Here is a 25,899-nt window from a genome sequence, read left to right on the forward strand (position 1 = left end):
CGGTCGTGGCTCAACCCTGCCTTTCCCGCAACCGCTTATAAAGCGTATTCCTGCTCACACCCAGGCGTTTTGCCAGCTGGGAAATATTTCCGCCCGCCGCCCGCAACAGCTCATCCAGATCCTCTGCCTCGCGCACCTGTGCTTTATCGCTGAGGACCGGCTGCATATCCTGTAAAGCCATCTCCATGTCCGCAAAAAAATCATCCGGTAAATGCTCGGTGCCGATAGCCTCGTCGTCTGCCAGCGCCAACGCCACCTGAATCACATTGCTGAGCTGACGCAAGTTGCCCGGCCACGGGTGACGCTCAAACAGCTCCAGTACTTTTGGATCGAACCCGTGAGTCTGTTGTACGTCTCGATGCTGATTCCAGAGGCGCTGAACCAGCGCTGCTTTATCGGTGCGTTCACGCAGCGGAGGCAGTTCCAGATTCAGCCCACTGATTCGGTAGTACAAATCCTGACGGAAGTGCCCGGCCAAGACCTCATCGCGTAGATGGCGGTTGGTCGCAGAGATCAAGTGCACATCCACGGGATGTAGCTCGCTGCTGCCCAGCGGTTGCACGCATCGTTCCTGAAGAACCCGAAGCAGGCGCGCCTGAACTGGCAATGGCATATCACCGATTTCATCCAGAAAAAGCGTGCCTTTGTCTGCCTTGCGAATCAGACCAATGCTGCCTTTATGGTGCGCGCCGGTGAATGCGCCTTTCTCATAGCCGAACAATTCCGCTTCGACCAACTCCGCCGGAATTGCCGCGCAATTGACGGCGATTAATGGTCGCGAAGCTCTGGAGCTTGCGTTGTGCAGGGCTTTTACAAGCACCTCTTTACCGACCCCTGTTTCGCCGTGAATCAGCAGAGCAATGTTCTTCTCAAGCAGCCGCTCAGCCTGACGCAAGACTTTGTCGACCTTGGCATCCCCCAGGCTGATTGCCGACAAGGGCACGCTATCGGGCAATACCGGTTTCGGCGCGGGCTGGAGAACATGCAGGTGCAACGGTTTGCGTTTGGGCCGTCTCAAGACGCCGTGGAAGCGGTTGTTTCCCGAGGCCAGCAGTGAGAAGGGCAGGCCTTCCGGTTGATTGAGCAGAAAAGCGGTCGGGTTATTGAACAGCGCCTCGATGTTCGTCCGCATCAGGCTGACCCCCAACAGATTGTCGGCGCGACGGTTGGCGCTGATGATCCGACCGCTTTCATCAAATATCAGCAAGCCTGCCCACTGGCTGTCGAGGTTGTTCAGCCCGGTGTTGAAGGTTAGCTGGAAGTGGCTGTCCTGAAACTGGTCGAGGATCAGTCGGTTCTCCACCGACTGACTCATCATTTTCACCATGCCCAGCGTGTGGGAAGGCGGCAGGAAGCTGTCGCTGGAAACATCCAGTACCGCAATCAATCGTCGCGCCGCATCGTAAATCGGTGCCGCCGAGCCGGTCATGAAGCGGTTGGCTTTGAGAAAGTGTTCGTTGTGCTCGATATGCACCGCCTGTTCGCAGACCAGTGCGGTACCGATGGCGTTGGTCCCTGTGGCGCTTTCAATCCAGCTGGCTCCAGCCATGAAGCCATGTGCGTGGGAGGGTTCGACAAAACGCTGGGTGCCCCACGACTTGAGCAACTGACCGCGATCATCGGCCAGCATGATCAGGCAGTTGGAGTTACTGAGGATGTTTTCGTAAAACGGCAGGACTTCCTGGTGGGTGGTGTGCACCAGCGCCTGATGGCGCTCCAGTAACTGTGATACCTGATCGGTCGGCAATTGGCCGAAAGAGGGTCTGGACTGATGACTCAGACCGAAGTCCCGACAGCGGGACCATGAGTCTCGGATGATGGCGTCATGAGCAACGGATGCACGGTGTATGGCCATGGTGGATCCTGCAGGTATTTTTATTTTTCTTATTGATCTGGCACGGACGTCCAATCCCATGCGTGCGTCCAGTGTCGCTCAGGATTGTTCAAAGTCAATGTTCAGTTTGTTCAAGTGTTCAGTTTTTACTGTTCACTTTTGTTCAGCACTGAACGCTCGTCAGGCCCGTGATATCGGGCCGAGGCTCTATCTCGGGCCTGTGTGCAGCAATGCCCGGTTTGGCACGATTGTCGCTATCTCCTGACAAGAATTCTCGCGCACACCCTGAATAAGAACTGACAAAAAAGGGCAAGCCATGTCTCTAACGCTGGAGCACGTCAGCCGTGTGGTCGACGGCCAAACCTGGATCGACGACGCTTCGTTGAGTTTCGAACCCGGTTCTTTCAATGTCTTGCTGGGCCGTACACTGTCCGGCAAGACCAGTCTGATGCGGCTGATGGCCGGGCTGGACAAGCCTGATCGTGGTCGCATCCTGATGAACGGCAAGGACGTCACCCAGACAGCCGTTCGCCATCGCAACGTGTCGATGGTTTATCAGCAGTTCATCAATTACCCGAGCATGACCGTTTTCGAGAACATTGCCTCGCCATTGCGTCAGGCCGGTGTCGCCGCTGACGTGATCCAGAGCAAGGTGCTGGAAACCGCGAAGATGCTGCGCATCGAGAAGTTTCTGACCCGCTATCCACTGGAGCTGTCTGGTGGCCAGCAGCAGCGCACGGCCATGGCTCGGGCGCTGGTCAAGGATGCCGACCTGATTCTGTTCGATGAGCCGCTGGTCAACCTCGACTACAAGCTGCGCGAAGAGCTGCGTCAGGAAATGCGCGAGCTGTTCGAAGCACGCCACACTATCGCCATCTACGCCACCACCGAGCCGAATGAAGCCTTGGCCCTGGGCGGCACGACTACGGTGCTGCATGAAGGGCGGGTGATTCAGAGTGGTCGCACGCCGGAGGTTTACCACCAGCCGCAAACCGTTCTGGCAGCAGAACTGTTCTCCGAGCCTCCCATCAATTTGATGCCTGGCCGCATTCAGGGCAGCGAAGTCAGCTTTGCCAATTTCGTGCATTTCCCCCTCAACGTTGACCTGCGCAAGATCGGCGATGGCGAGTACCGCTTTGGCGTGCGCCCCAGCCACCTGAGTCTGGTGCCATCCAACGATGATGATCTTGAGCTGGCAGTGACGGTAGAGCTGGCGGAAATCAGCGGCTCTGAGACGTTTCTGCATGTGCGTAACGAGCATTTTCCGCTGGTGCTGCACTTGCCGGGGGTACATGCCTACGACGTTGATGCGTCGATTCGGGTGTACATCCCGACCCATAAATTGTTCGTGTTCGATGAGCAGGGTCGCCTGATTCAGGCACCCGGCTTGCGTATGGCGAGGGTTGCCTGATGGCCGAGATCCGACTGCAAAACCTCGCTCACAGCTATAGCAAACATCCCAACGGGCCAGAGGATTACGCGATTCGTGAGATGAGTCATATCTGGGAGCAGGGCGGGGCGTACGCACTGCTAGGGCCTTCCGGGTGTGGTAAATCGACTTTGCTGAACGTCATTTCCGGGTTGCTCAGCCCTTCGGAAGGCCAGGTGATGTTTGACTCCAAAGTGGTCAACGACCTGTCGCCAGAGCAGCGCAACATCGCGCAGGTTTTCCAGTTTCCGGTGGTCTACGACACCATGACGGTGTACGACAACCTCGCCTTTCCCCTGCGCAATCAGGGCATGGACGAGAAAAGGATTCAAACCAAGGTTCATGAAATTGCCGATGTGCTGGACCTGCAGCCTTTACTGAAGAAAAAGGCCCGTAACCTCACCGCTGACGAAAAGCAGAAAGTCTCCATGGGTCGTGGTTTGGTGCGTGATGACGTGTCGGCGATTCTGTTCGACGAGCCGCTGACCGTGATCGACCCGCATTTGAAGTGGAAGCTGCGGCGCAAGCTCAAGCAGATTCACGAGCAGTTCAACATCACCATGGTTTACGTCACCCATGATCAGCTCGAAGCTTCGACCTTCGCTGACAAGATCGCGGTGATGTACGGCGGTGCGATTGTCCAGTTCGGTACCCCACGAGAGTTGTTCGAAAAGCCACGTCACACGTTCGTTGGTTATTTCATCGGTAGCCCGGGGATGAATCTCATTGAAGTCACCCCGCAAGCCGGCGGTGTCGGCTTTGGTGATGCTCATCTGCCGCTGTCCGAATCCATGCAGCAGCTCATCGCCGAAAAAAAATGGACCAGCCTGAAAGTCGGCATCCGGCCCGAGTTTGTGCATGTCTGGGACGGACCGGTGGACGATGCGTTATGCGCTGAGGTCAGTCACGTTGAAGACCTTGGCACTTACAAGATTCTAACCCTGCGTCTCGCCGGGCAAGCCTTGAAAGTGCGGCTGCAGGAAGACAAGCCGGTGCCCGTGGGCCAGGCCTGGATCAGCTTCCCGAGCCAGTGGCTGATGGTCTATGCGGACGATTACTTGCTGGAGTCAGGCCATGAATAATAAGGTTCAGAACAACAAGGCGTGGTGGTTGGTATTGCCGGTTTTCCTGCTGGTGGCGTTCAGCGCCATTATTCCGATGATGACCGTCGTCAACTACTCGGTGCAGGACATCTTCGACCAATCCAGCCGCTACTTTGTCGGCACTGACTGGTTCAGACAGGTGTTGCAGGACCCGCGTCTGCACGACTCATTGCTACGCCAGTTCATCTATTCCGCTTGCGTTCTGTTGATTGAGATTCCGCTGGGGATCGCCATCGCGCTGTGCATGCCGAGCAAGGGGCGCTGGTCCACGGTGTGCCTGATCGTGATGACCATTCCGCTGCTGATCCCGTTCAACGTCGTCGGCACTATCTGGCAGATCTTTGGCCGCGGCGATATCGGGTTGCTGGGCTACACGCTGAATAACGTTCTCGGCATCAATTACAACTATGCGGCCAACGCATCGGACGCCTGGGTGACGGTGTTGATCATTGATGTCTGGCACTGGACATCGCTGGTTGCGCTGCTTTGCTATTCCGGCTTGCGAGCGATCCCGGATGTTTACTACCAGGCAGCACGTATTGATCGGGCCTCCAGTTGGGCGGTGTTCCGACATATCCAGTTGCCGAAGATGAAGAGCGTGCTGCTGATTGCTGTGATGTTGCGCTTCATGGACAGCTTCATGATCTACACCGAACCGTTCGTGCTGACCGGCGGCGGGCCGGGCAACTCCACCACCTTCCTCAGTCAGACCCTGACGACCATGGCGCTGGGCCAATTCGACCTGGGGCCTGCGGCGGCATTCTCGCTGGTGTATTTCCTGATCATCCTGCTGGTGTCGTGGGTGTTCTACACCGCCATGACCCATAGCGAAAAGAACTGAGGAGGCGGACATGAACCTGCGCAAAGTCATACCGCTGTGGATTTACCTGCTGTTTCTGCTGGTGCCGATCTACTGGCTGGTGAACATGTCGTTCAAGACCAACACTGAAATCCTCGGCGGCCTGACGCTGTGGCCGCAAGATTTCACCCTGGCCAACTACAAGGTGATTTTCACCGACGAGAGTTGGTACAGCGGCTACATTAATTCCCTGTACTACGTTTGCCTCAATACCGTGATCTCGCTAAGCGTCGCCTTGCCCGCCGCTTATGCGTTTTCCCGCTATCGTTTTCTGGGCGACAAGCACCTGTTCTTCTGGCTGTTGACCAATCGCATGGCACCGCCTGCGGTTTTCCTGCTGCCATTCTTCCAGCTGTATTCGTCCATCGGCCTGTTCGATACCCACATCGCGGTGGCGTTGGCCCACTGTCTGTTCAACGTACCGTTGGCGGTGTGGATTCTGGAGGGCTTCATGTCCGGCGTACCCAAGGAGATAGACGAAACTGCTTATATCGACGGTTACAGCTTTCCCAAATTCTTCGCGAAGATATTTGTGCCGCTGATTGGCTCGGGCATAGGCGTGACGGCGTTCTTCTGTTTCATGTTCTCCTGGGTCGAGTTGCTGCTGGCTCGTACCTTGACGTCGGTCAACGCCAAGCCGATTGCTGCGGTGATGACCCGCACGGTATCGGCCTCCGGTATTGACTGGGGCGTGCTGGCGGCGGCGGGGGTGTTGACCATCCTGCCGGGCATGCTGGTGATCTGGTTTGTTCGTAACCATGTGGTCAAGGGCTTTGCTCTTGGTCGAGTCTGAGGAGTCGAAAAATGGAGTGGATGTCCTGGACACTGCCCACCGCGATCTTCTTCGGCAGCATTGCTTTGCTGTTGGCAGGGATGACGGTGTGGGAATTGCGCTCGGCCAGTATTGAGCGACGTGGTTTTCTTCCGATTGCCACCACGCGTGGCGACCGACTGTTCATTGGGTTGCTGGGGAGTGCCTATCTGCACCTGCTGGTGATTGGTGCGACCAGCTGGAGTATCTGGGTCGCCTCGGGCATATCCCTGGTGTGGCTGCTGGTAGTGATGCGGTGGGGTTAGAAAGCGGATGCGCCCGGTCGCGGGCTGATCCGGTAAGCGGTATTCGAAGCGGGACTACATAAGAAACAACACTGGAGGTGTCTATGTTCAATAAGAAAAACAAGCTGCGACATAGCGTGACGTTGGCGACAATGGTGATGCTCAGTGGATTGAGCGTGTCGGCATGGGCGGATCAATACGAAGATGCGGCCAAGAAGTGGGCAGCCAGCGAGTTCAAACCGAGCACGCTGTCCGATGCCGAGCAACTGAAGGAGCTGGAGTGGTTCATCAAGGCTGCCGAGCCGTTCCGCGGCATGGACATCAAGGTGGTTTCCGAAACCTTGACCACCCACGAGTACGAATCGAAAACCCTGGCCAAAGCCTTCACTGAGATCACCGGCATCAAAGTCACCCATGACTTGCTGCAGGAAGGTGACGTGATTGAAAAGCTGCAGACCGCCATGCAGTCGGACAAAAGTATTTATGACGGCTGGGTGAATGACTCCGACCTGATCGGTACCCATTTCCGTTACGGTAAGGCGATGTCCCTGACCGATCTGATGGCAAGTCCCGAAGGCAGCAAAGTCACTTCGCCGACCCTGGACCTGAAGGATTTTATCGGTACCTCGTTCACCACCGCACCGGACGGCAAGCTGTATCAACTGCCCGATCAGCAGTTCGCCAACCTGTACTGGTTCCGTGCTGACTGGTTTGATCGTGCAGACCTGAAAGAGAAATTCAAGGCCAAGTACGGCTACGAGCTGGGTGTTCCGGTCAACTGGTCGGCGTATGAAGATATCGCCAAGTTCTTCAGCGAAGACGTGAAGGAAATCGACGGCAAGAAAGTCTATGGCCACATGGACTACGGCAAGAAAGACCCGTCCCTGGGCTGGCGCTTTACCGATGCCTGGTTCTCTATGGCGGGCAGCGGCGACAAAGGACTTCCTAATGGTCTGCCGGTAGATGAATGGGGTATCCGCGTAGAGGACTGCCGTCCGGTGGGTTCGAGCATTACCCGCGGCGGCGATACCAACGGGCCGGCTGCGGTGTTTGCGACCCAGAAATACATCGACTGGCTGAAAGCCTACGCACCGCCTGAAGCTGCGGGCATGACGTTTTCCGAGTCCGGGCCGGTGCCTTCGCAGGGTAACGTGGCTCAGCAGATTTTCTGGTACACCGCTTTCACCGCAGACATGACCAAAGCGGGTCTGCCTGTCATGAATGCCGATGGCACGCCTAAATGGCGTATGGCGCCTTCGCCAAAAGGCCCGTACTGGAAGGAAGGCATGAAGCTCGGCTATCAGGACGTGGGTTCCTGGACCTTCCTCAAGTCTTCCGATGAGAAAAAACGTCTGGCTGCCTGGCTCTACGCGCAGTTTGTAACGTCGAAAAGCGTCTCTCTGAAGAAAACCATCGTGGGCCTGACGCCGATTCGTGAGTCGGACATCAACTCCAAGGAAATGACCGCACTGGCACCCAAACTCGGTGGTCTCGTAGAGTTCTACCGCAGCCCGGCCCGCGTTCAGTGGTCGCCTACGGGCACCAACGTGCCGGATTATCCGAAACTTGCGCAGCTGTGGTGGAGTCATGTTGCCGAGGCGGTAACCGGCGAGAAAACCGCACAGCAGGCGCTGGACGGTCTGGCCAAGGATCAGGACGCGATCATGACGCGCATCGAGCGCTCCAAGGTTCAGGACGCCAGCAAGTGTGCGCCTAAAATGAACCCGGAAACCTCGGCAGAAGAGTGGTACACCAAAGCCGAGCAGAGTGGCGGCAAGTTCCTGGCCCCGCAACGCAAGTTGGCCAACGAGAAGCCAAAGGGCGAGACCATCGCCTACTCTGACCTGTTGAAGAGCTGGGAGGCGGCCAAGAAGTAAGGCTGTCGAAGAATGAAAAACGGCACCCTTGGGTGCCGTTTTCTATTGCATGACGCGGTGTATCAAACGTGCAGGGTTTCTGCTGCGTACAGGGTATTTTCAAGCAGGCAGGCGCGAGTCATCGGGCCTACGCCACCCGGTACTGGCGTGATCCAGCCAGCGCGGGGCAGGGCGGTTTCGTACACCACATCGCCGACCAGCTTGCCGTCGTCCTGACGGTTGATGCCAACGTCGATGACGATCGCGCCTTCCTTGATCCACTCACCCTTGACCAGGCCTGGTTTGCCAGCGGCAACTACCACCAGATCGGCACGGCCAACGTGGCCCGCCAGATCCTTGGTGAAGCGATGGGTGACGGTCACAGTGCAACCTGCCAGCAGCAGTTCCATGGCCATAGGCCGGCCAACGATGTTGGAAGCGCCCACTACCACGGCGTCCAGCCCATAAAGGTCGACGCCGGTGCTTTCCAGCAGGGTCATGATGCCTTTAGGGGTGCAGGGGCGTAGCAGCGGAATGCGCTGGGCCAGGCGGCCGACGTTATAAGGATGGAAACCATCCACGTCTTTATCCGGGCGAATGCGCTCCAGCAGCAGGGAGGCGTCGAGGTGTTCAGGCAGCGGCAGTTGCAGCAGCACGCCGTCGATGTTCGCATCGTCATTCAGACGATCGATCAGTTCGGTGAGCTCTGCCTGGGACGTCTGCGCAGGCAGGTCATAAGCCTGGGAGATGAAGCCGACTTCTTCACAGTCTTTACGCTTGTGCGAGACATAGACCTGAGAGGCGGGATCGCTGCCCACCAGAATCACTGCCAGGCCGGGTGTACGCAGGCCTTGCTCGCGACGTTCGGCGACCCGTTTGGCGATCTGCTGGCGCAGGCTGGCTGCGATCGCTTTGCCGTCGATTAGTTTTGCAGTCATTACGCGTGATTAACCATCGAGAGGGATCGGAAAAGAGCGTGCATTCTCGCATGTCGTGGCGCGTGGGCAAAGGCGCTTGGTCTGCATATTCTCCTAACTCCTTTATCTAACTGAATTTTTTTCTAAAAAAGAGTTGACGACCTTTAGGCTCGTCTATAAGATTCGTCGCACTTGCCGGGTACAACCCAGCACTGGTTAAGCTAGCGCTGATAACCAAGTCGATGTTAGATGAGGTTCGGTGTTAAATCAGGCAGAGCTGTTACTTGGCTCGGTGTGATTAAAAAGCCTTTTAATTTGTAATCGTTAAAGAGTACAGATTATATAAGTGCCCGTAGCTCAGCTGGATAGAGCATCCGCCTTCTAAGCGGATGGTCGCAGGTTCGAGTCCTGCCGGGTGCGCCATTAAGGCTGCTTTGGCAAGTGCAAGTAAGATGTCACGGTTACAACGCAATATGGTGGGCGTAGCTCAGTTGGTAGAGCACGGGATTGTGACTCCCGTTGTCGAGGGTTCGATCCCCTTCGTCCACCCCATATTCAGGAAGGCGCCAGACTTATAATCTGGCGCCTTTGCTTTAAAAGCTTGTACGCGGATGTGGTGGAATTGGTAGACACACTGGATTTAGGTTCCAGCGCCGCAAGGTGTGAGAGTTCGAGTCTCTCCGTCCGCACCAAGATTAGAACGCGTCATAGCTGCTATGCGGTCATGACGTTATAGAAAAGCCGCCTAGTGCGGCTTTTTTTGTTTCAGCATTATTGTTTTTCGTCTCGCTGATCGGCCAGCCTGGCTGCCGTCGGTCGTGCGGGGTGTGCTTCGCGGAATGGAATCGACGCTGAGGCCGAGTGCGTGATGCCTTGTACAAGGCCGTGCCAGACGCGTTTCGGTCAGTCGAGAGTAGCTGCGGTTGCCAGTCGCTGATCGTCTGATTCCTTCCTTTATATGCGCCCTGTTTCAGTAGGGTGACTTCTTGAGTTTGACCCACTAGAATGCATGCCCTTGATTCTGGGGTCGGAAACGCCGGCTAACGTCTGTGCAACGAGGAATATCCATGCAAGTTTCTGTTGAAAATACTTCCGCTCTTGAGCGCCGCATGACCATTGGCGTGCCTGCCGAACGCATCGAGACTGAAGTCAACAAGCGTCTGCAGCAGACCGCACGTAAAGCCAAGATCCCTGGCTTCCGTCCAGGCAAAGTGCCTATGAGCGTGATCCGTCAGCGTTATGAAGACGGCGCGCGTCAGGAAGCGCTGGGTGATTTGATCCAGGCTACTTTCTACGAGGCAGTGGTTGAGCAGAAGCTTAATCCGGCGGGTGCACCTGCTGTAGAGCCAAAGACCTTTGAAAAAGGCAAGGATCTGGAATACATCGCTACTTTCGAAGTATTCCCTGAATTTACCGTTGCCGGTTTCGAGTCCATCGCCGTTGAGCGTCTGTCTGCAGACGTTGCTGACGCCGATCTGGACAATATGCTGGAAATTCTGCGCAAGCAGAACGTTCGTTTCGAAGTGGCTGAGCGTGCCGCCCAGAACGAAGACCAACTGAACATCGATTTCGTTGGCAAGGTTGATGGCGAAGCATTCGCTGGCGGTTCCGCCGCTGGCACTCAGTTGGTACTGGGTTCCGGTCGTATGATCCCTGGCTTCGAAGACGGTCTGGTTGGCGCCAAAGCTGGCGAAGAGCGCGTTCTGAACCTGACTTTCCCGGAAGACTATCAGAACCTTGAGCTGGCTGGTAAAGCTGCTGAGTTCACCGTAACCGTCAACACTGTTTCCGAGCCTAAGCTGCCTGAGCTGAACGAAGAGTTCTTCAAGCAGTTCGGTATCAAGGAAACCGGTATCGAAGGCTTCCGCACCGAAGTTCGCAAGAACATGGAGCGCGAGCTGCGTCAGGCCATCAAGTCCAAGGTCAAGAATCAGGTAATGGACGGCTTGCTGGCCGCCAACCCGATCGAAGTGCCTAAAGCGCTGCTTGAAAACGAAGTGAATCGTCTGCGCGTTCAGGCTGTTCAGCAGTTCGGTGGCAACATCAAGCCTGATCAACTGCCAGCCGAGCTGTTCGAAGAGCAAGCCAAACGTCGCGTTGAGCTGGGTCTGATCGTTGCTGAAGTGGTCAAGCAATTCGGCCTCAAGCCTGATGACACCCGCGTTCGCGAGCTGATTCAGGAAATGGCTTCTGCTTATCAAGAGCCAGAGCAGGTCGTGGCCTGGTACTACAAGAACGACCAGCAAATGAACGAAGTTCGTTCGGTTGTGCTTGAAGAGCAAGTTGTGGATACTGTTTTGCAGAAAGCTAGCGTGACCGAGAAGTCGGTCTCCTACGAAGAAGCTGTCAAGCCGGTGGAAGCTCCACAAGCCGACTGATTTGTTTTCTCGTTCGAAAACACCTACAAGCCAGCCTTCGCGCTGGCTTGTGCGTATTCAAGAAATGACTATTTGGGAGTGAATGCGAGACATGTCCCGCAATTCTTATATTCAGCAGCACTCTGACATCCAGGCCGCAGGCGGCCTGGTCCCGATGGTTATCGAGCAGTCCGCCCGTGGCGAACGCGCCTATGACATCTATTCGCGCCTTCTCAAGGAGCGAGTGATCTTTCTGGTAGGTCCGGTAGAAGACTACATGGCCAACCTGATTTGCGCGCAACTGCTGTTCCTTGAAGCGGAAAACCCGGACAAGGATATCCATCTTTACATCAACTCGCCGGGCGGTTCGGTGACGGCTGGTATGTCGATCTACGACACCATGCAGTTCATCAAGCCTAACGTGTCGACTACCTGCATCGGTCAGGCGTGCAGCATGGGCGCGTTTCTGTTGACTGCCGGTGCGCCGGGCAAGCGTTTCTGTCTGCCAAACTCCCGCGTGATGATTCACCAGCCATTGGGTGGTTTCCAGGGTCAGGCTTCGGATATCGAAATCCACGCCAAGGAAATCCTCTTCATTCGTGAGCGTCTCAACACGCTGATGGCCAAGCACAGCGGGCATACTCTGGAAGAGATCGAGCGTGACACCAACCGCGATAACTTCATGAGCGCAGAAGCCGCGCGTGAGTACGGCTTGATCGACGAAGTCATCAGTCAGCGTCCCGCTTAAATAAGCAGCTCAAATAAGGTTGGTCGGTTGCTCTGATCACCTGCGGGCTTGAAAAAGCCCGCAATAGCCTTCATCTTGTGTTGCAAGCCTATCGGATTTGGATCGAACGAATGACTGACACCCGCAACGGCGAGGACAACGGCAAGCTGCTCTATTGCTCCTTCTGTGGCAAAAGCCAGCATGAAGTACGCAAATTGATTGCCGGTCCCTCGGTCTTTATCTGCGACGAGTGCGTCGACCTGTGCAATGACATCATCCGTGAGGAGGTGCAAGAAGCTCAGGCCGAAAGCAGCGCGCATAAATTGCCTTCGCCTAAAGAAATCAGCGGCATCCTTGACCAGTACGTTATTGGTCAGGAGCGTGCCAAAAAGGTTTTGGCCGTAGCGGTGTACAACCACTACAAGCGCCTGAACCAGCGTGACAAAAAGAATGACGACGTCGAGCTCGGCAAGAGCAACATCTTGCTGATCGGTCCGACAGGCTCGGGTAAAACCCTGCTTGCCGAGACACTGGCTCGTTTACTGAACGTTCCGTTCACTATTGCCGACGCAACCACCCTTACCGAGGCGGGTTACGTGGGTGAAGATGTCGAGAACATCATTCAGAAATTGCTGCAGAAGTGTGATTACGATGTAGAAAAAGCCCAGATGGGCATCGTCTATATCGATGAGATCGACAAGATCTCGCGCAAGTCTGATAACCCTTCCATCACCCGGGACGTTTCCGGTGAGGGCGTACAGCAGGCTCTGCTCAAGTTGATCGAAGGCACGGTCGCTTCCGTTCCGCCTCAAGGTGGTCGCAAGCATCCGCAGCAGGAATTCCTTCAGGTTGACACGCGCAACATCCTGTTCATCTGCGGCGGTGCGTTCTCTGGCCTGGAAAAGGTTATTCAAAACCGTTCCACCAAAGGCGGCATCGGTTTCAACGCAGAAGTACGCAGCAAGGAAGAGGGCAAGAAGGTTGGCGAATCCCTGCGTGAAGTCGAGCCTGACGATCTGGTCAAGTTCGGTTTGATTCCGGAGTTCGTGGGTCGTCTGCCGGTTCTGGCAACGCTGGACGAGCTGGACGAAGCTGCGCTGATGCAGATTCTGACCGAGCCGAAGAATGCGCTGACCAAGCAGTACGCCAAGCTGTTCGAAATGGAAGGTGTGGACCTCGAGTTCCGTACTGACGCTCTGAAGTCCGTCGCTCGTCGTGCGCTTGAGCGCAAGACCGGCGCACGTGGCCTGCGCTCCATTCTCGAAGGTGTTCTGCTCGACACCATGTACGAGATTCCGTCGCAGACTGATGTGAGCAAAGTGGTGATCGACGAAAGCGTAATTGAAGGCACGTCCAAGCCGCTGCTGATCTACGAAAACAGCGAGCCACCTGCCAAGGTTGCGCCCGACGCGTGAGTGATACTGCTGCATGAATAAAATGCTGCACAAATAGAGAGGGGCCTTCGGGCCCCTTTTTGCATTTCCTGCTTAAAGGCTTGTTTTTTCAGGTGTCTACCCCCATCTTGGACTCAAGCTCATTCCAGTCCACGGCCACATGGCCGCCGTAGAGGCGAAATCATGAAAACGACCATTGAATTGCCTCTCTTGCCATTGCGCGATGTTGTGGTGTATCCGCACATGGTTATCCCGCTGTTCGTGGGGCGCGAGAAGTCTATCGAAGCCCTTGAGGCGGCGATGACAGGCGACAAGCAAATACTGCTGCTCGCGCAAAGAAATCCTGCCGATGATGATCCGGGTGAAGACGCTCTTTATAACGTCGGCACCATTGCAACCGTATTGCAATTGCTCAAACTGCCCGACGGCACTGTAAAAGTGCTGGTAGAAGGTGAGCAGCGCGGGTCTGTTGACCGCTTTATCGAAGTTGATGGTCACTGCCGCGCTGAAGTGACCTTGATTGATGAGGTCGATGCGCCTGATCGTGAATCTGAAGTGTTCGTGCGTAGCCTTCTGGCGCAGTTCGAACAGTATGTCCAGTTGGGCAAGAAAGTCCCTGCTGAAGTGCTGTCTTCACTCAACAGCATTGATGAGCCTGGTCGTCTGGTCGACACCATGGCAGCGCACATGGCGCTGAAAATCGAGCAGAAGCAGGAAATTCTCGAAATCATTGATCTGCCAGCCCGTGTCGAGCATGTGCTGGCCTTGCTGGATGCAGAAATCGACCTGTTGCAGGTCGAGAAGCGTATTCGCGGTCGTGTCAAAAAACAGATGGAGCGCAGTCAGCGCGAGTACTACCTGAATGAGCAGATGAAGGCCATTCAGAAGGAGCTCGGCGACAGCGAAGAGGGCCACAACGAGATCGAAGAGCTGAAAAAGCGCATCGATGCCGCCGGTTTGCCCAAGGACGCTTTGGCCAAGGCCACCGCTGAGCTGAATAAACTCAAGCAGATGTCGCCGATGTCCGCTGAGGCAACCGTTGTACGCTCTTACATCGACTGGCTGGTTCAGGTGCCTTGGAAGGCACAGAGCAAGGTTCGCCTGGATCTGGCTCGTGCGGAAGATATTCTCGACGCGGACCATTACGGCCTTGAAGAAGTCAAAGAGCGCATTCTCGAATACCTCGCCGTGCAAAAGCGCGTGAAGAAAATTCGCGGGCCGGTTCTTTGCCTTGTCGGTCCACCAGGTGTGGGTAAAACCTCCCTTGCCGAGTCGATTGCGAGCGCGACTAACCGTAAATTTGTTCGTATGGCCCTTGGTGGTGTGCGTGATGAAGCGGAAATTCGCGGTCACCGCCGGACTTACATCGGTTCGATGCCGGGAAGATTGATACAAAAGATGACAAAGGTGGGTGTCCGCAACCCTCTGTTCCTGCTCGATGAAATCGACAAGATGGGCAGTGACATGCGTGGCGATCCAGCTTCGGCGTTGCTTGAAGTGCTCGATCCAGAGCAGAACCACAACTTCAACGATCATTACCTGGAAGTCGATTACGATCTTTCCGATGTGATGTTCCTGTGCACCGCGAACTCGATGAACATCCCGGCGGCGCTGCTGGACCGGATGGAAGTCATTCGTCTGCCTGGCTACACCGAAGACGAAAAGATCAATATTGCCGTCAAATACCTCTCGCCAAAACAGCTGCAGGCCAACGGCCTGAAGAAGGGTGAGATTGAGTTTGACGAGGAAGCCATTCGCGACATCGTCCGTTATTACACCCGTGAGGCGGGTGTGCGTAGCCTTGAGCGGCAGATCGCCAAGGTGTGCCGCAAGGCGGTCAAAGAGCACGCACAGGAAAAACGTTTCTCGATCCGCGTTACCGCAGAAATGCTTGAGCATTTCCTCGGCGTTCGCAAGTTCCGCTATGGTCTGGCCGAGCAACAGGATCAGATCGGTCAGGTGACGGGTCTGGCGTGGACGCAGGTGGGCGGCGAATTGCTGACGATCGAAGCCGCAGTAGTGCCGGGTAAAGGGCAGCTCATCAAAACCGGTTCGCTGGGCGATGTGATGGTCGAATCGATTACTGCTGCGCTGACGGTTGTTCGCAGTCGTGCGAAGAGCCTGGGAATCCCTCTGGACTTCCATGAGAAGCGTGACACTCACATCCACATGCCGGAAGGGGCCACCCCTAAAGATGGCCCTAGCGCAGGCGTAGGCATGTGCACGGCCCTTGTTTCAGCCCTGACACAGATTCCGGTGCGCGCTGATGTGGCAATGACCGGTGAAATCACTCTTCGCGGGCAGGTTCTGGCGATCGGTGGTCTCAAGGAAAAACTCCTGGCTGCACACCGTGGTGGTATCAAAACGGTGATCATTCCAGAGGAAAACGTGCGCGATCTGAAGGAGATTCCGGACAACATCAAGCAGGACCTGCAGATCAAGCCGGTTAAATGGATTGACGAAGTCCTGCAAATTGCGCTGCAATACGCGCCGGAGCCCTTGCCGGATGTGGCTCCGGAGATGGTTGCGAAGGATGAAAAGCGCGAGTCTGACTCTAAGGAAAGAATTAGCACGCATTAGTCTGGACGGCCTTCCTTGACAGCTTTTTAGAGCCCTTGTTATAAAGCGGCTCTTCTAAGCGTCTGTAGGCCATTCAGCGCTCGTTTTTGCTACACCAAAAAAACTTAGAAACATACTCAATAGAGATAAGGGGACTTAGAGTGAACAAGTCGGAACTGATTGATGCTATCGCCGCATCCGCTGATATCCCGAAAGCTGCTGCTGGCCGTGCGCTGGACGCAGTAATCGAATCCGTCACTGGCGCTCTGAAGGCCGGCGACTCCGTTGTACTGGTTGGTTTCGGCACTTTCTCCGTGACTGATCGTCCAGCGCGTATCGGTCGTAACCCTCAGACGGGTAAGACGCTTGAAATCGCTGCTGCTAAAAAACCAGGTTTCAAAGCCGGTAAAGCACTGAAAGAAGCTGTCAACTAAGTTCTCAAAGCCTTTGCCCAACCGATCAGGGTTCAACCTGTGTCGGCAGCGAAGCGGTAGTGCGGCTGGTCTGAATCCGGCCTGACACACCCGGGTCGTGGGTTTCAGCCCCGTCCGCTTCGCCAGTTACGAGAAGGCGCATCCTCGGATGCGCCTTTCTTCTATCCGCTTTCTACCCACGCTCCGCGGTTGGTTAGTCAGTACAACCGTTTTGGGGGACGCATGCTGCAGAACATCAGGGACAATTCACAAGGCTGGATTGCCAAGACCATCATCGGAATCATCATCGCATTGATGGCGTTGACCGGATTCGATGCGATTTTTACCGCAACCAGTACCGCTCAGGATGCTGCCAAGGTCAACGGTGACGAGATCACCAAGACCGAGCTGAGCCAGGCGATCGATATGCAACGGCGTCAGCTGGTGCAGCAGCTGGGCAAGGATTTCGATCCTGCTCTGCTCGATGAAAAAATGCTTCATGATTCGGCATTGAAAGGCCTCGTCGATCGCAAGCTGTTGCTTCAAGGTGCTGACAAGGCGAAGTTCTCCTTCTCGGAAGCTGCTCTGGATCAGCAGATTTTGCAGACGCCTGAATTCCAGGTTGACGGCAAGTTCAATGCTGACCGTTTTGACCAGGTCATCCGTCAGTTGGGCTTCACCCGGTTGCAGTTCCGCCAGATGCTGGCCCAGGAAATGCTGATTGGTCAGGTTCGTGCCGGTGTTGCCGGTAGCGCATTTGTTACCGATGCTCAGGTTGACGCATTTGCCCGTCTGGAAAAGCAGACCCGTGATTTTGCTTCGATCACCCTGACCGCTGATACCTCGGCCGTCAAAGTGACTGACGATGAAGTCAAGGCGCACTACGACGAGCACGCCAAAGAGTTCATGAGCCCAGAGCAAGTGGTACTTGATTACATCGAGCTGAAGAAGTCTGACTTCTTCGACAAGGTGCAGGTCAAGGACGAAGATTTGCAGGCGGCTTACCAGAAGGAAATCGCTAATCTTGCCGAGCAGCGCCGTGGCGCGCACATCCTGATTGATGTGAACGACAAGATGACTGACGAGCAGGCCAAGGCGAAGATTGAAGAAATTCAACAGCGTCTGGCCAAGGGCGAAGACTTCGCCGCGCTGGCCAAGGAGTTCTCGCAGGACCCGGGTTCGGCGTCCAAAGGCGGTGATCTGGGTTATGCAGGCAAGGGTGTCTACGACCCGGCCTTTGAAGATGCGCTGTATGCGCTGAACAAAGACCAGGTGTCGGCGCCGGTTCGCAGTGATTTCGGTTGGCATTTGATCAAGCTGCTGGGTGTTGAAGCACCATCGGTGCCGAGCTTCGCCAGTCTCAAAGGCAAGCTGACCAACGATCTGAAATCTCAGCAGGTCGAGCAGCGTTTCGTCGAGGCTACCAAGCAGCTCGAAGATTCGGCGTTCGAAGCCTCCGATCTGGCTCAGCCTGCGCAGGATCTGGGTCTGAAAGTGCAGACGACTGCGCCATTTGGTCGTGAAGGCGGCGAAGGTCTGACTGCCAACCGTGCAGTCATTCAGGCGGCTTTCAGTCCTGAGGTGCTTGAAGAGGGCTCCAACAGCAACGCGCTGGAACTGGATCCTGAAACCGTGCTGGTGGTTCGCTCCAAAGAGCATCGCATGCCGGAACAACTGCCTCTGGAGGCTGTTGCTACCGCCATTCGCGCCAAGCTGGTCAGGGATCACGCTGCTGAAGCAGTCAAGGCCAAAGGCGAAGCGCTTTTGGCTGGCCTGCGCGACGGCAAGACGCCTCTCGCTGCCAAGCAGGATGGCCATAGCTGGAAGGTGATGGAAGCGGTCACTCGTGGTCAGGAAGGCGTTGATCCAACCGTGCTACAAGCGCTGTTCCGCATGCCCAAGCCTGAAGGTAAGGACAAGCCTGAGTTCACCAGCCTTTCGCTGGCAGATGGCAGCTTCGTGATTGTGCGCCTCAATGGCGTCAATGAGGCTGCTCCGGCGACGGATGCGGAGAAATCCCAGTACCGTCGCTTCCTGGCTTCGCGTGCCGGTCAGCAGGATTTCGCTGCTTATCGTGCGCAGCTGGAAAGCAAGGCGAAGATCGAACGCTTCTGATGGTTTGATCGTGTGCTAATAAAAAGGCCGCTCATTGAGCGGCCTTTTTTTATCTGGAGGATTTTCTGTAAGGGCTGCCCATTTACCTGTGGCGCCGATCTGTCTTGCGGCAGGCATCTGACGTGAAGGAGCTGCCGAAGGCTGCGATGGCGGCAAGTCAGGATAAATGCTTCGCAGCCTTCGGCAGCTCCTACAGAAAGCGCGTTTAATATCAGTAACCGTTATTTTGTTTGATAGAAACCGCCACCCACCGCGAATAGTGGGATGTCAGCGCTTGGCATCCTGCGCAAAAGCCCTCACAGCATCTACAGCGTTACTCGTGCCTTCGCTGATCCGCACAATCACGGCGCCAGCCTGATCTGCGAGCTCCACGCCTTTGATGGCGTTGTTGCGGGTGTGGTCCATGCTGGTAATGGCTTGCTGGGTTTCAGTCTGAATCATGCCGATCATTTCTGAAATCTCGGCGGTGGAGCGGCTGGTGCGTCCTGCCAGTTGCCGAACCTCATCTGCTACCACCGCGAAGCCCCGACCCTGATCACCGGCACGGGCGGCCTCAATGGCTGCGTTGAGCGCCAGCAGATTGGTTTGCTCGGCAATGCTGCGAATCGTATTGACGATGGTCGTGATCTGCTCGGAGCGCTCTCCCAGTTGAGAGATGATTCGCGACGACGCTTCGATACTCGACGATATCTGGCGCATCTCGCTGGCGGCCTGATGAATGACCTGAGTCCCTTGCTCAGTGACGGTCTGCGTTTCCACGGACAGGTGGTACGCCTGTGCGGCACTGCTGGCGTCGCGTTCGTGCTGTTCAACACGGGACGTGATATCCGAAGCAAACTTGACCACCTTGAACAGCTTGCCATTGGCGTCATAGACCGGGTTATAGCTGGCCTCAAGCCATATAACATTGCCGTGTCGACCGACTCGTTTGAATTGTCCGTTGAAAAACTCACCGCGGTTTAACTGCTGCCAGAAATCACGGTATTCACTGCTATTGATCAGCTCGGGCGGGCATAGCATGCGGTGATTCTTACCGATGAGATCGGCCGCTTTGTAGCCGAGCAGGCGCGTCAGATTATCGTTTGCGCACAGGATCTGACCGTTCAGGTCGAACTCGATAACGCCCATGGCTCGGTCCAGCGCAGAGAGTTTGCTTCTGGTCTCGCTTTCAGCCTCTACTTTTTCTGTGACATCCATAGCGTACTTGACGATCTTCGTGACGTTGCCTGCTTCGTCCCTGATCGGGTTGTAGCTGGCCTCTAACCAGATCTGCAAGCCATCACCCGATACCCGGAGGAAGGTGCCCGAAACGAACTCACCAGCACGTAGCCGCGACCAGAGCAGCTGGTATTCGGCACTCTGTGCGTAGATGGGGGTGCAAAAGCGCTTGTGCTCCTGGCCAATCACGTCATCGGCCCGGCAGTGCATGGTCTTCAGGAAGTTGTCGTTGGCATTTAGCACCCTGCCGCTGGTATCAAATTCAATAACTGCCATTGAGCGATCGATGGCCTTGAGCAGGCTCGCTTGGCGATCGATGATTTGCTGAAGGGCTAACAATTCTTTCTTGGCAGTATTGAATAGCATGGGGGCAGCCTCGGTAAGGACATTCTATTTATGATCCTTATCCGTGGTCAGAAGGGCGCTGTTGTGCCCCCCATGCTCATCCATTCGCGTCAACGCCATCATAAATGGCATTCGGCATATTTGTACAAATAATTATACGAAAACTGTTTTTTGTATAAGTATTTGCCCGGTTGACCACGAGTCTCATTCGTTTAAGGTGGTCGCACCGCAATTAGAAGGAGATCCGTATGCGTATCGGTTTGGTTGGCTATGGCAAGGGTGGCCGTTACTTCCATGCGCCGCTCATCGCCAGTCTGCCGGATGCAATGTTCGTGGGAGTGGTCACTCGTTCCCCCGAGCGCCGACAAGAGCTTGCTCAGGATCATCCCGAGGTGCGGGCCTTTAATAGCTTGGCTGATCTGGTCGCCGCAGGCGTGGATGCGGTGGCGATTTCTACCCCTATGGCCTCCAGGCCAGCGCTGATTCGGGAGGCGATCGAGCTGGGCGTGGCGGTGGTCAGCGACAAGCCCTTCGCCGCTGATGCTGCGCAGGCTTGTGCGTTGGTCGAGGCTGCGGAGCATAAGGGGGTCATGCTCAGCGTTTATCAGAACCGGCGCTGGGATTCGGATTTTCTGACCGTGCGCAAGTTAATCGCCGACGGGGTGCTAGGCGAGGTTTCCCGTTTCGAGTCTCGCGTTGAACGCTATTCGCCTAAATCCGTGGGCAAGGCTGCGGGTGGCGGCATGCTGCGTGATCTGGGCAGTCATCTGGTGGATCAGGCGCTGGTGCTGTTCGGGCCAGTGGCGAGGGTTTATGCCGAGCTGAATTTCTCAGCGCCTGATCAGCCTTTCGATCACCAGTTTTTCGTTTCCCTGACGCATGAAAATGGCGTTGTTTCACATCTCTGGGGCAGTTGTTTGCAGAACGCTGCGGGGCCCAGGTTCCGGGTTAGCGGCTCCCAAGGCTGCTACACCGTTGAAGGGCTTGACTGTCAGGAAGACGCCGCGCTTGCGGGACTGACACCACGGTCGGAAGGCGAGCAGTGGGGCGTTGAGGAAAAGCATCGCTGGGGTTGGCTGACACAGGGTGAGCAGCGTCAGCAGGTGCCCACTGAGCGCGGGTGCTGGCCAGAATTTTATCGCCACTTGCAGTCCGCTTTGGCGGGTGATGGCGATAATCCGGTCAACCCGCATGATGCGATTGACTCGACGAGAGTGCTCGATGCCGCACGGTTGAGCGCCCTTGAGGGTCGGGTCGTGAAGTTGCAACACTCAGCCTGATCCCTGCTTATATGGCGAATGGCTTTACCTTTGGGGGCTTTGGCGCTTATATTCGGAAAACATTTGGGCTGTGGCATCCATTCAGGGCGCCGCCGCTCGCACGAGATGGGTACAACGCTGTCGAAACGCTGCTAAAGGGCCAATCCGGGCCCTTTTTGCTGTGCCGGATTAATGATAGGCGGTGATGGCTGACGTTTATTTGTCGGCTAATTGGTGCTTGTTTAGCAAATGAGTTGCCGACTGCCCAAGGCGGCCTTAGACTGCCGCCCCTCGTAAATTGAGTGCCAGGTGGCGCTTGGAGACTATGGCGCTTTTACGGCAACGCAGAGCCGCTCCTTAATTCGCCTTAATGCACGTTTTTTTTATAGAGAAATCAATGACAAAGGAAAAGTTGCTGGCCATGCCGGCCGATGACTACATGAATGCCGAACAGCATGCTTTCTTCGTCGAGCTGTTGCAGGGTATGAAGGTTGAAATCCACGAGCGCATCGAGCAGAGTCGCATTGCTATCGAGAGCCTGGATACGCCTGCCGATCCTGCCGATGCCGCTTCAGTTGAAGAAGAGCGTCACTGGCTGGTGAATGTGATCGATCGTGATCAACGTATGCTTCCACAGCTGGAAATGGCTTTGACGCGCATTGCCGACGACAGCTTTGGCTGGTGTGACGACAGCGGTGAGCCTATCGGCCTCAAACGTCTGTTGATCAGCCCGACCACCAAGTATTGCATCGAAGCGCAAGAGCGCCACGAGCAGATCGACAAGCATCAGCGTCAAGCCTGATCAAGCAGGGCAGGCGGGGCCCGCACACGGTCCCGCCGCCTGTTTCTCCCTCTCTGATTCCCACCCTTCCTGGCTAGCTCTGGAAATCAACGGATCTTGAGCGTTAAATCCTCCAGATAATTCTGATCCTGCCCGCATTCGGTTTGACGCCCCCTTGTCTTTGTTCCTTGCGCGATTCGCAGCCTTGTATCGGTTGCTGATCCGGCATTAGCGTGCTTGTTGCATTACAACTAACGATTCATGGCGAAAAGCCTTTATCTGGCGTCTAATGCAAACAAAATAATGATAAGCATGACGGGGTATCGCACATGGTCGCAAATGGAGCTGTGGTCACTACAACGCGTGAGATCCCGCCCGGGAAAGCGAAGGGCGTCTCACGACGTGCATGGTGGGTGCCTGTCTTGCAGAGTGTCGCGTTGGCATGCCTGTTGATCGCCATGGGTTTTGTAGATATTTCCGTGTACCTGGCGGTCCCTCTCGCCCTGCTGTTCATTTGGCTACCGCGCTTTTTCTCTGGCGCCTCCGTGGCTGATGTCGAGCAAGACCCGCGTGCTGAAATCAACCGCCTGACGCGTGACTTGTCGCGCTCGACCAGTCATAACGCGTTGTCGGCCGCGGGCGTTGCGTTTTCCGTTAAACAACTGGCCAGCAAACTGCAGTCGCAGTTGGGCGCTGCGGAAAAGATTGTTTCCAGTGCTGACGTCATGATTGCGACCGAGCAGCAAACGGCTCAACTCAGCCAGTTGGCGCTTTCTGCGTCCATTGAGACCCGACAGAGCAGCGAGGCAGGGCGAAGCGTACTGGGTGAGTCCATTACGCGTATGCACTCGCTCAGCAAGCGAGCGGTGGGCAGCCGCCAGCTAATTGAGGAGCTAAGCCAGCGCAGTGAGGATATTCAGCGCGTTACGCTGGTTATTCAGTCAATCGCCAGCCAGACCAATCTGCTCGCGCTTAACGCCGCCATTGAGGCGGCCCGGGCTGGCGAGCACGGGCGGGGGTTTGCCGTAGTCGCTGATGAAGTACGTGGGCTGGCCGGGCGAACCGCGAGCGCGACCGAGGAGGTCGGGCAGATGGTCGCCGACATCCAGCAGCGCACCGATCAGGTCGTTGAGCAGATTCGCCAGTTGTCATCTGACCTGGACAGTGGCGTCGATCAGGTCGAGCTCACCGGACAGCATCTGGAAAACATTGCCCGGTTGGCTGCGGGAGTCGAATCTCAGGTGGGCGAGATCGCTCAGGGCGCAGAAACCAACCAGCAGCAGTTATCCAGCTTGTTCGTTGCGGTACAGCAGATGCGCAGCGATCTGGCGGTGAGTGACGAGCAGACGCGCAACCTGGCTGAAGCCGCTGTGCAGATGGAGGGGCAGGCCGAGACTATCAGTGAGCGGCTGGCTGAGGTCGGTCTGGATGACTATCACCAGCGGATCTATGACCTGGCTCGCGAGGGGGCGAGTCAGATCGCGGCCAGGTTCGAGGCCGATATCGACGAAAACCGGATCACACTGGAAGATTTGTTCGACCGCAATTATCAGCCGGTCCCCAATACTCGGCCCGCCAAGTTTCAGACGCGTTTCGACCGCTACACCGATCAGGTTCTGCCTGGGATCCAGGAACCCATCCTGGCGCGCCATGATGGCCTGGTATTTGTCATTGCGTGTACGCCTCAGGGCTATGTGCCCACTCACAACAAGGCCTTCAGCCAGCCGATGACCGGTGACGTACTGGTGGATACCGTACATAGCCGCAGCAAGCGCAAATTCGATGATCGCACGGGCATCCGCTGTGGCAGTCACCAACAGGCGGTATTGCTGCAGACCTACACCCGGGATACAGGCGAGCTGATGCATGACCTGTCGGTACCGGTCATGGTCAAGGGGCGTCACTGGGGTGGACTGCGCTTGGGTTACAAACCGCAAGGTGTCCTGGCCACGCGTTCCTGATCAGGACGAGTCAAAACTTAGCGCCGATAATAAGAGGGCGACAAGGTATCTATCGGCTATCGAATCAAGATTTATTGTAAGGCTTTATTGTTTTCTGCCTTAAAGTATGTAGGGCGTTTCTGAAAGTTATGTAACTGAGTTGACTAAAACCTATCCATCAGCAAGCTGTTTATATCAAGAGGATCAATTGATTGAAACGCAGCTTGACTATCGGCTGCGCCAACAGGTGGATAGGAAATGAAAAATACAAGGAATGTATTAACTACGCAGGATGCGTCCGGTGTCTCGACATTAGGCGTGACGGTGCGTGTGGGGCTTTTCTTCGACGGAACAGGAAACAACCGCAGCAATAGCCAGATCGGCGCTGATTGCCGGTCAATGAATGAAATTCAAGGGGGAAAACATATTGCAGAGTGTGGCGGTCGGCACAGTGATCCGGCCAGTAGTTACAGTAATGATTTAAGTAATATTGCCAAATTGGCTGACCTCTACAGCAGTCGTCCTGTCGCGAGCAATCTTGGGGATGGCCTGAAAGTGTATTGGCCGATTTATGTAAGTGGCATAGGCACTCTGTCAGGCGGGCGTGATTCAGTTTGGCCTGGTCAGAGTTTCGGTCGCGGCAGGACTGGAGTTATCGCTAAAGTTGCGCGAGGTGTCGAGAAACTGAGTGCGCTTCTGTCGTCATTCTCGCAGCACAACCCTGGTTGCTCCATCAGTGCGCTGGAACTGGATGTCTTTGGTTTCAGTCGGGGAGCTGCCGCAGCCCGGCATTTTGCCAACGAAGTGCTCAAGCGGGATAAGGGGGCGCTGGAGCCTGTGCTCAACCGCCGTAGCGTGCCATTGGTTCCTGGCTTTTCCTGGCACAGCGGCAGTATCAGGATGAAAGTGATCGGCCTCTTTGACACGGTCGCGGCTGTCGGCAGCATTCGGGATATGGGAAATCTGGGAGATGCGCACAACGACAAAGTAAACCTCTATCTACCGCCTGGCTGTGCCGAGCAGGTGTTGCATCTGGTGGCTCGCGACGAAGAAAGGCGTAACTTCGCACTTAATAGCGTCATGCCTGATTGGCCGAAGGAGATTGTGCTGCCAGGTGCCCACTCGGATATTGGCGGCGGCTATCATCCGCAAATGCTTGAGCGTGTGCTGTTGACGCGTCCACTCTGGAGTTTTGTGGGCAGCGACACCCCAAAGGAATCGACTCAGGCCTGGCAGCAGGCACATGCAGACATGAAGGGAATGGATCGAGCGCTATTGGTCGACCCCCGCGACCCCGATGCCATGTTGTCGATAACCTGCAAGGAGCGCCCAACCAAAGCCGGATACAACAAAGGCGGGGGCAAGGCGGTAATGGCTGCGGTGTGCCTGCAGCGACAGGTATTCGGACATCTCGCCAGGGTCCATCTCCGTATCATGCACGCTCTGGCCTGTGATCACGGCGTTCCGTTCAATCCGGTTCCGGCTTCTCTGGACTTCATGATTCTTCCAGAGCTGCAGGGCATCGCACACAAGCTGATTGCCTATGCGCGTGGGGCTGCCTACTCGCTCGATGCCAGTGAGGAGCAAATGTTGCGTTATCGCTACATACACCGCTCTGCGCATTGGGATGCGTTGATCGATAGCCGCCACAAGTTCAACGATGCACTTTTCGTGCATGCGCCGCAGAGTGGTGGTCGAGTGCGTTATCCAAATCAGGAGGGACGAGGCTAGTCACAT

At 55.8% G+C, this 25,899-nt stretch carries 18 protein-coding genes, 3 tRNA genes and 2 pseudogenes; 19 read left to right on the forward strand and 4 right to left on the reverse strand.

Translation table 11 applies throughout. The features are described from left to right. Window positions 1-10: 10 nt before the first annotated feature. Complete coding sequence (locus EE949_RS22695; protein WP_122666341.1) at window positions 11-1,855, reverse strand: sigma-54-dependent Fis family transcriptional regulator; 1,845 nt, start codon at window positions 1,853-1,855, stop codon at window positions 11-13. A 295-nt stretch (window positions 1,856-2,150) separates the two neighbouring features. Here EE949_RS22695 and EE949_RS22700 point away from each other — a divergent pair, with 295 nt between their 5' ends. The 6 genes from EE949_RS22700 (at window position 2,151) to EE949_RS22725 (ending at window position 8,158) form a co-directional block, all read left to right on the forward strand. Further along, window positions 2,151-3,245 (forward strand): ABC transporter ATP-binding protein, encoded by a 1,095-nt coding sequence (locus EE949_RS22700; RefSeq protein WP_027898459.1) that lies wholly within the window; start codon window positions 2,151-2,153, stop codon window positions 3,243-3,245. Continuing rightward, complete coding sequence (locus EE949_RS22705; protein ID WP_027898460.1) at window positions 3,245-4,345, forward strand: ABC transporter ATP-binding protein; 1,101 nt, start codon at window positions 3,245-3,247, stop codon at window positions 4,343-4,345. Before EE949_RS22700 ends, EE949_RS22705 begins: the two co-directional genes overlap by 1 nt. After that, on the forward strand, window positions 4,338-5,207 hold the full coding sequence (locus EE949_RS22710; protein WP_027898461.1) for a carbohydrate ABC transporter permease: 870 nt from the start codon (window positions 4,338-4,340) through the stop codon (window positions 5,205-5,207). Before EE949_RS22705 ends, EE949_RS22710 begins: the two co-directional genes overlap by 8 nt. Window positions 5,208-5,217: 10 nt before the next feature. Further along, window positions 5,218-6,018 carry a carbohydrate ABC transporter permease gene (locus EE949_RS22715; RefSeq protein WP_122666342.1) on the forward strand — a complete coding sequence of 267 codons (801 nt, stop codon included), beginning with the start codon at window positions 5,218-5,220 and terminating at the stop codon, window positions 6,016-6,018. Window positions 6,019-6,029: 11 nt separating this feature from the next. Beyond that, entirely contained in the window at window positions 6,030-6,302 is a 273-nt protein-coding gene (locus EE949_RS22720) for a DUF2160 domain-containing protein (RefSeq protein WP_122666343.1), read from the forward strand. An 83-nt stretch (window positions 6,303-6,385) separates the two neighbouring features. After that, window positions 6,386-8,158 carry an ABC transporter substrate-binding protein gene (locus EE949_RS22725; protein WP_122666344.1) on the forward strand — a complete coding sequence of 591 codons (1,773 nt, stop codon included), beginning with the start codon at window positions 6,386-6,388 and terminating at the stop codon, window positions 8,156-8,158. 62 nt (window positions 8,159-8,220) lie between these two features. Here EE949_RS22725 and folD read toward each other — a convergent pair whose 3' ends face one another. Continuing rightward, the gene (gene folD / locus EE949_RS22730; RefSeq protein ID WP_122666345.1) at window positions 8,221-9,075 is read right to left on the reverse strand and encodes a bifunctional methylenetetrahydrofolate dehydrogenase/methenyltetrahydrofolate cyclohydrolase FolD; all 855 of its coding nucleotides are present in this window, start codon (window positions 9,073-9,075) and stop codon (window positions 8,221-8,223) included. A 325-nt stretch (window positions 9,076-9,400) separates the two neighbouring features. Between folD and EE949_RS22735 the strand changes: the two genes are divergently transcribed. The 9 genes from EE949_RS22735 (at window position 9,401) to EE949_RS22780 (ending at window position 18,619) form a co-directional block, all read left to right on the forward strand. Then, a tRNA-Arg gene (locus tag EE949_RS22735) sits at window positions 9,401-9,477 on the forward strand. Window positions 9,478-9,530: 53 nt separating this feature from the next. Continuing rightward, window positions 9,531-9,606, forward strand: a tRNA-His gene (locus EE949_RS22740). Between the two features lie 55 nt (window positions 9,607-9,661). Next, window positions 9,662-9,746: transfer RNA gene (locus EE949_RS22745), tRNA-Leu, on the forward strand. Window positions 9,747-10,121: 375 nt separating this feature from the next. After that, window positions 10,122-11,432: a trigger factor gene (gene tig, locus EE949_RS22750; protein WP_122666346.1), complete on the forward strand. Its 1,311-nt coding sequence runs from the start codon at window positions 10,122-10,124 to the stop codon at window positions 11,430-11,432. 91 nt (window positions 11,433-11,523) lie between these two features. Continuing rightward, window positions 11,524-12,159, forward strand: a complete 636-nt coding sequence (gene clpP, locus EE949_RS22755) for an ATP-dependent Clp endopeptidase proteolytic subunit ClpP (protein WP_027897813.1) — start codon at window positions 11,524-11,526, stop codon at window positions 12,157-12,159. 110 nt (window positions 12,160-12,269) lie between these two features. Next, window positions 12,270-13,553, forward strand: coding sequence for an ATP-dependent Clp protease ATP-binding subunit ClpX (clpX, locus tag EE949_RS22760; RefSeq protein WP_027897814.1), 1,284 nt, complete (start codon window positions 12,270-12,272; stop codon window positions 13,551-13,553). Window positions 13,554-13,715: 162 nt separating this feature from the next. Then, window positions 13,716-16,112 (forward strand): endopeptidase La, encoded by a 2,397-nt coding sequence (gene lon, locus EE949_RS22765; protein ID WP_122666347.1) that lies wholly within the window; start codon window positions 13,716-13,718, stop codon window positions 16,110-16,112. 140 nt (window positions 16,113-16,252) lie between these two features. Beyond that, a complete protein-coding gene (locus tag EE949_RS22770; RefSeq protein WP_002552737.1) occupies window positions 16,253-16,525 on the forward strand; it encodes an HU family DNA-binding protein in 273 nt (90 codons plus the stop codon). A 222-nt stretch (window positions 16,526-16,747) separates the two neighbouring features. Further along, complete coding sequence (locus EE949_RS22780) at window positions 16,748-18,619, forward strand: SurA N-terminal domain-containing protein (RefSeq protein WP_122666348.1); 1,872 nt, start codon at window positions 16,748-16,750, stop codon at window positions 18,617-18,619. A gap of 267 nt (window positions 18,620-18,886) precedes the next feature. Here the strand turns inward: EE949_RS22780 and EE949_RS30360 are convergent, their stop codons facing one another. Both EE949_RS30360 and EE949_RS30365 read right to left on the reverse strand, forming a co-directional pair. Then, window positions 18,887-19,378 (reverse strand): methyl-accepting chemotaxis protein, encoded by a 492-nt coding sequence (locus tag EE949_RS30360; protein WP_430735897.1) that lies wholly within the window; start codon window positions 19,376-19,378, stop codon window positions 18,887-18,889. Between the two features lie 51 nt (window positions 19,379-19,429). Further along, a pseudogene (locus EE949_RS30365) lies at window positions 19,430-20,203 on the reverse strand (PAS domain-containing protein); the annotation flags it as partial. Window positions 20,204-20,430: 227 nt separating this feature from the next. Between EE949_RS30365 and EE949_RS22790 the strand changes: the two are divergent. The 4 genes and pseudogenes from EE949_RS22790 (at window position 20,431) to EE949_RS22805 (ending at window position 25,893) form a co-directional block, all read left to right on the forward strand. After that, window positions 20,431-21,462 (forward strand): Gfo/Idh/MocA family protein, encoded by a 1,032-nt coding sequence (locus EE949_RS22790; RefSeq protein WP_122666350.1) that lies wholly within the window; start codon window positions 20,431-20,433, stop codon window positions 21,460-21,462. 376 nt (window positions 21,463-21,838) lie between these two features. Further along, window positions 21,839-22,243, forward strand: coding sequence for a TraR/DksA family transcriptional regulator (locus tag EE949_RS22795; protein WP_122666351.1), 405 nt, complete (start codon window positions 21,839-21,841; stop codon window positions 22,241-22,243). A gap of 902 nt (window positions 22,244-23,145) precedes the next feature. Beyond that, window positions 23,146-24,183 (forward strand): annotated as a pseudogene (locus EE949_RS30370) (methyl-accepting chemotaxis protein); the annotation flags it as partial. Window positions 24,184-24,420: 237 nt separating this feature from the next. Then, entirely contained in the window at window positions 24,421-25,893 is a 1,473-nt protein-coding gene (locus EE949_RS22805; RefSeq protein WP_122666353.1) for a T6SS phospholipase effector Tle1-like catalytic domain-containing protein, read from the forward strand. Window positions 25,894-25,899 lie beyond the last annotated feature (6 nt).

The organism is Pseudomonas viridiflava, from assembly GCF_900602065.1.
Taxonomy (GTDB): domain Bacteria; phylum Pseudomonadota; class Gammaproteobacteria; order Pseudomonadales; family Pseudomonadaceae; genus Aquipseudomonas.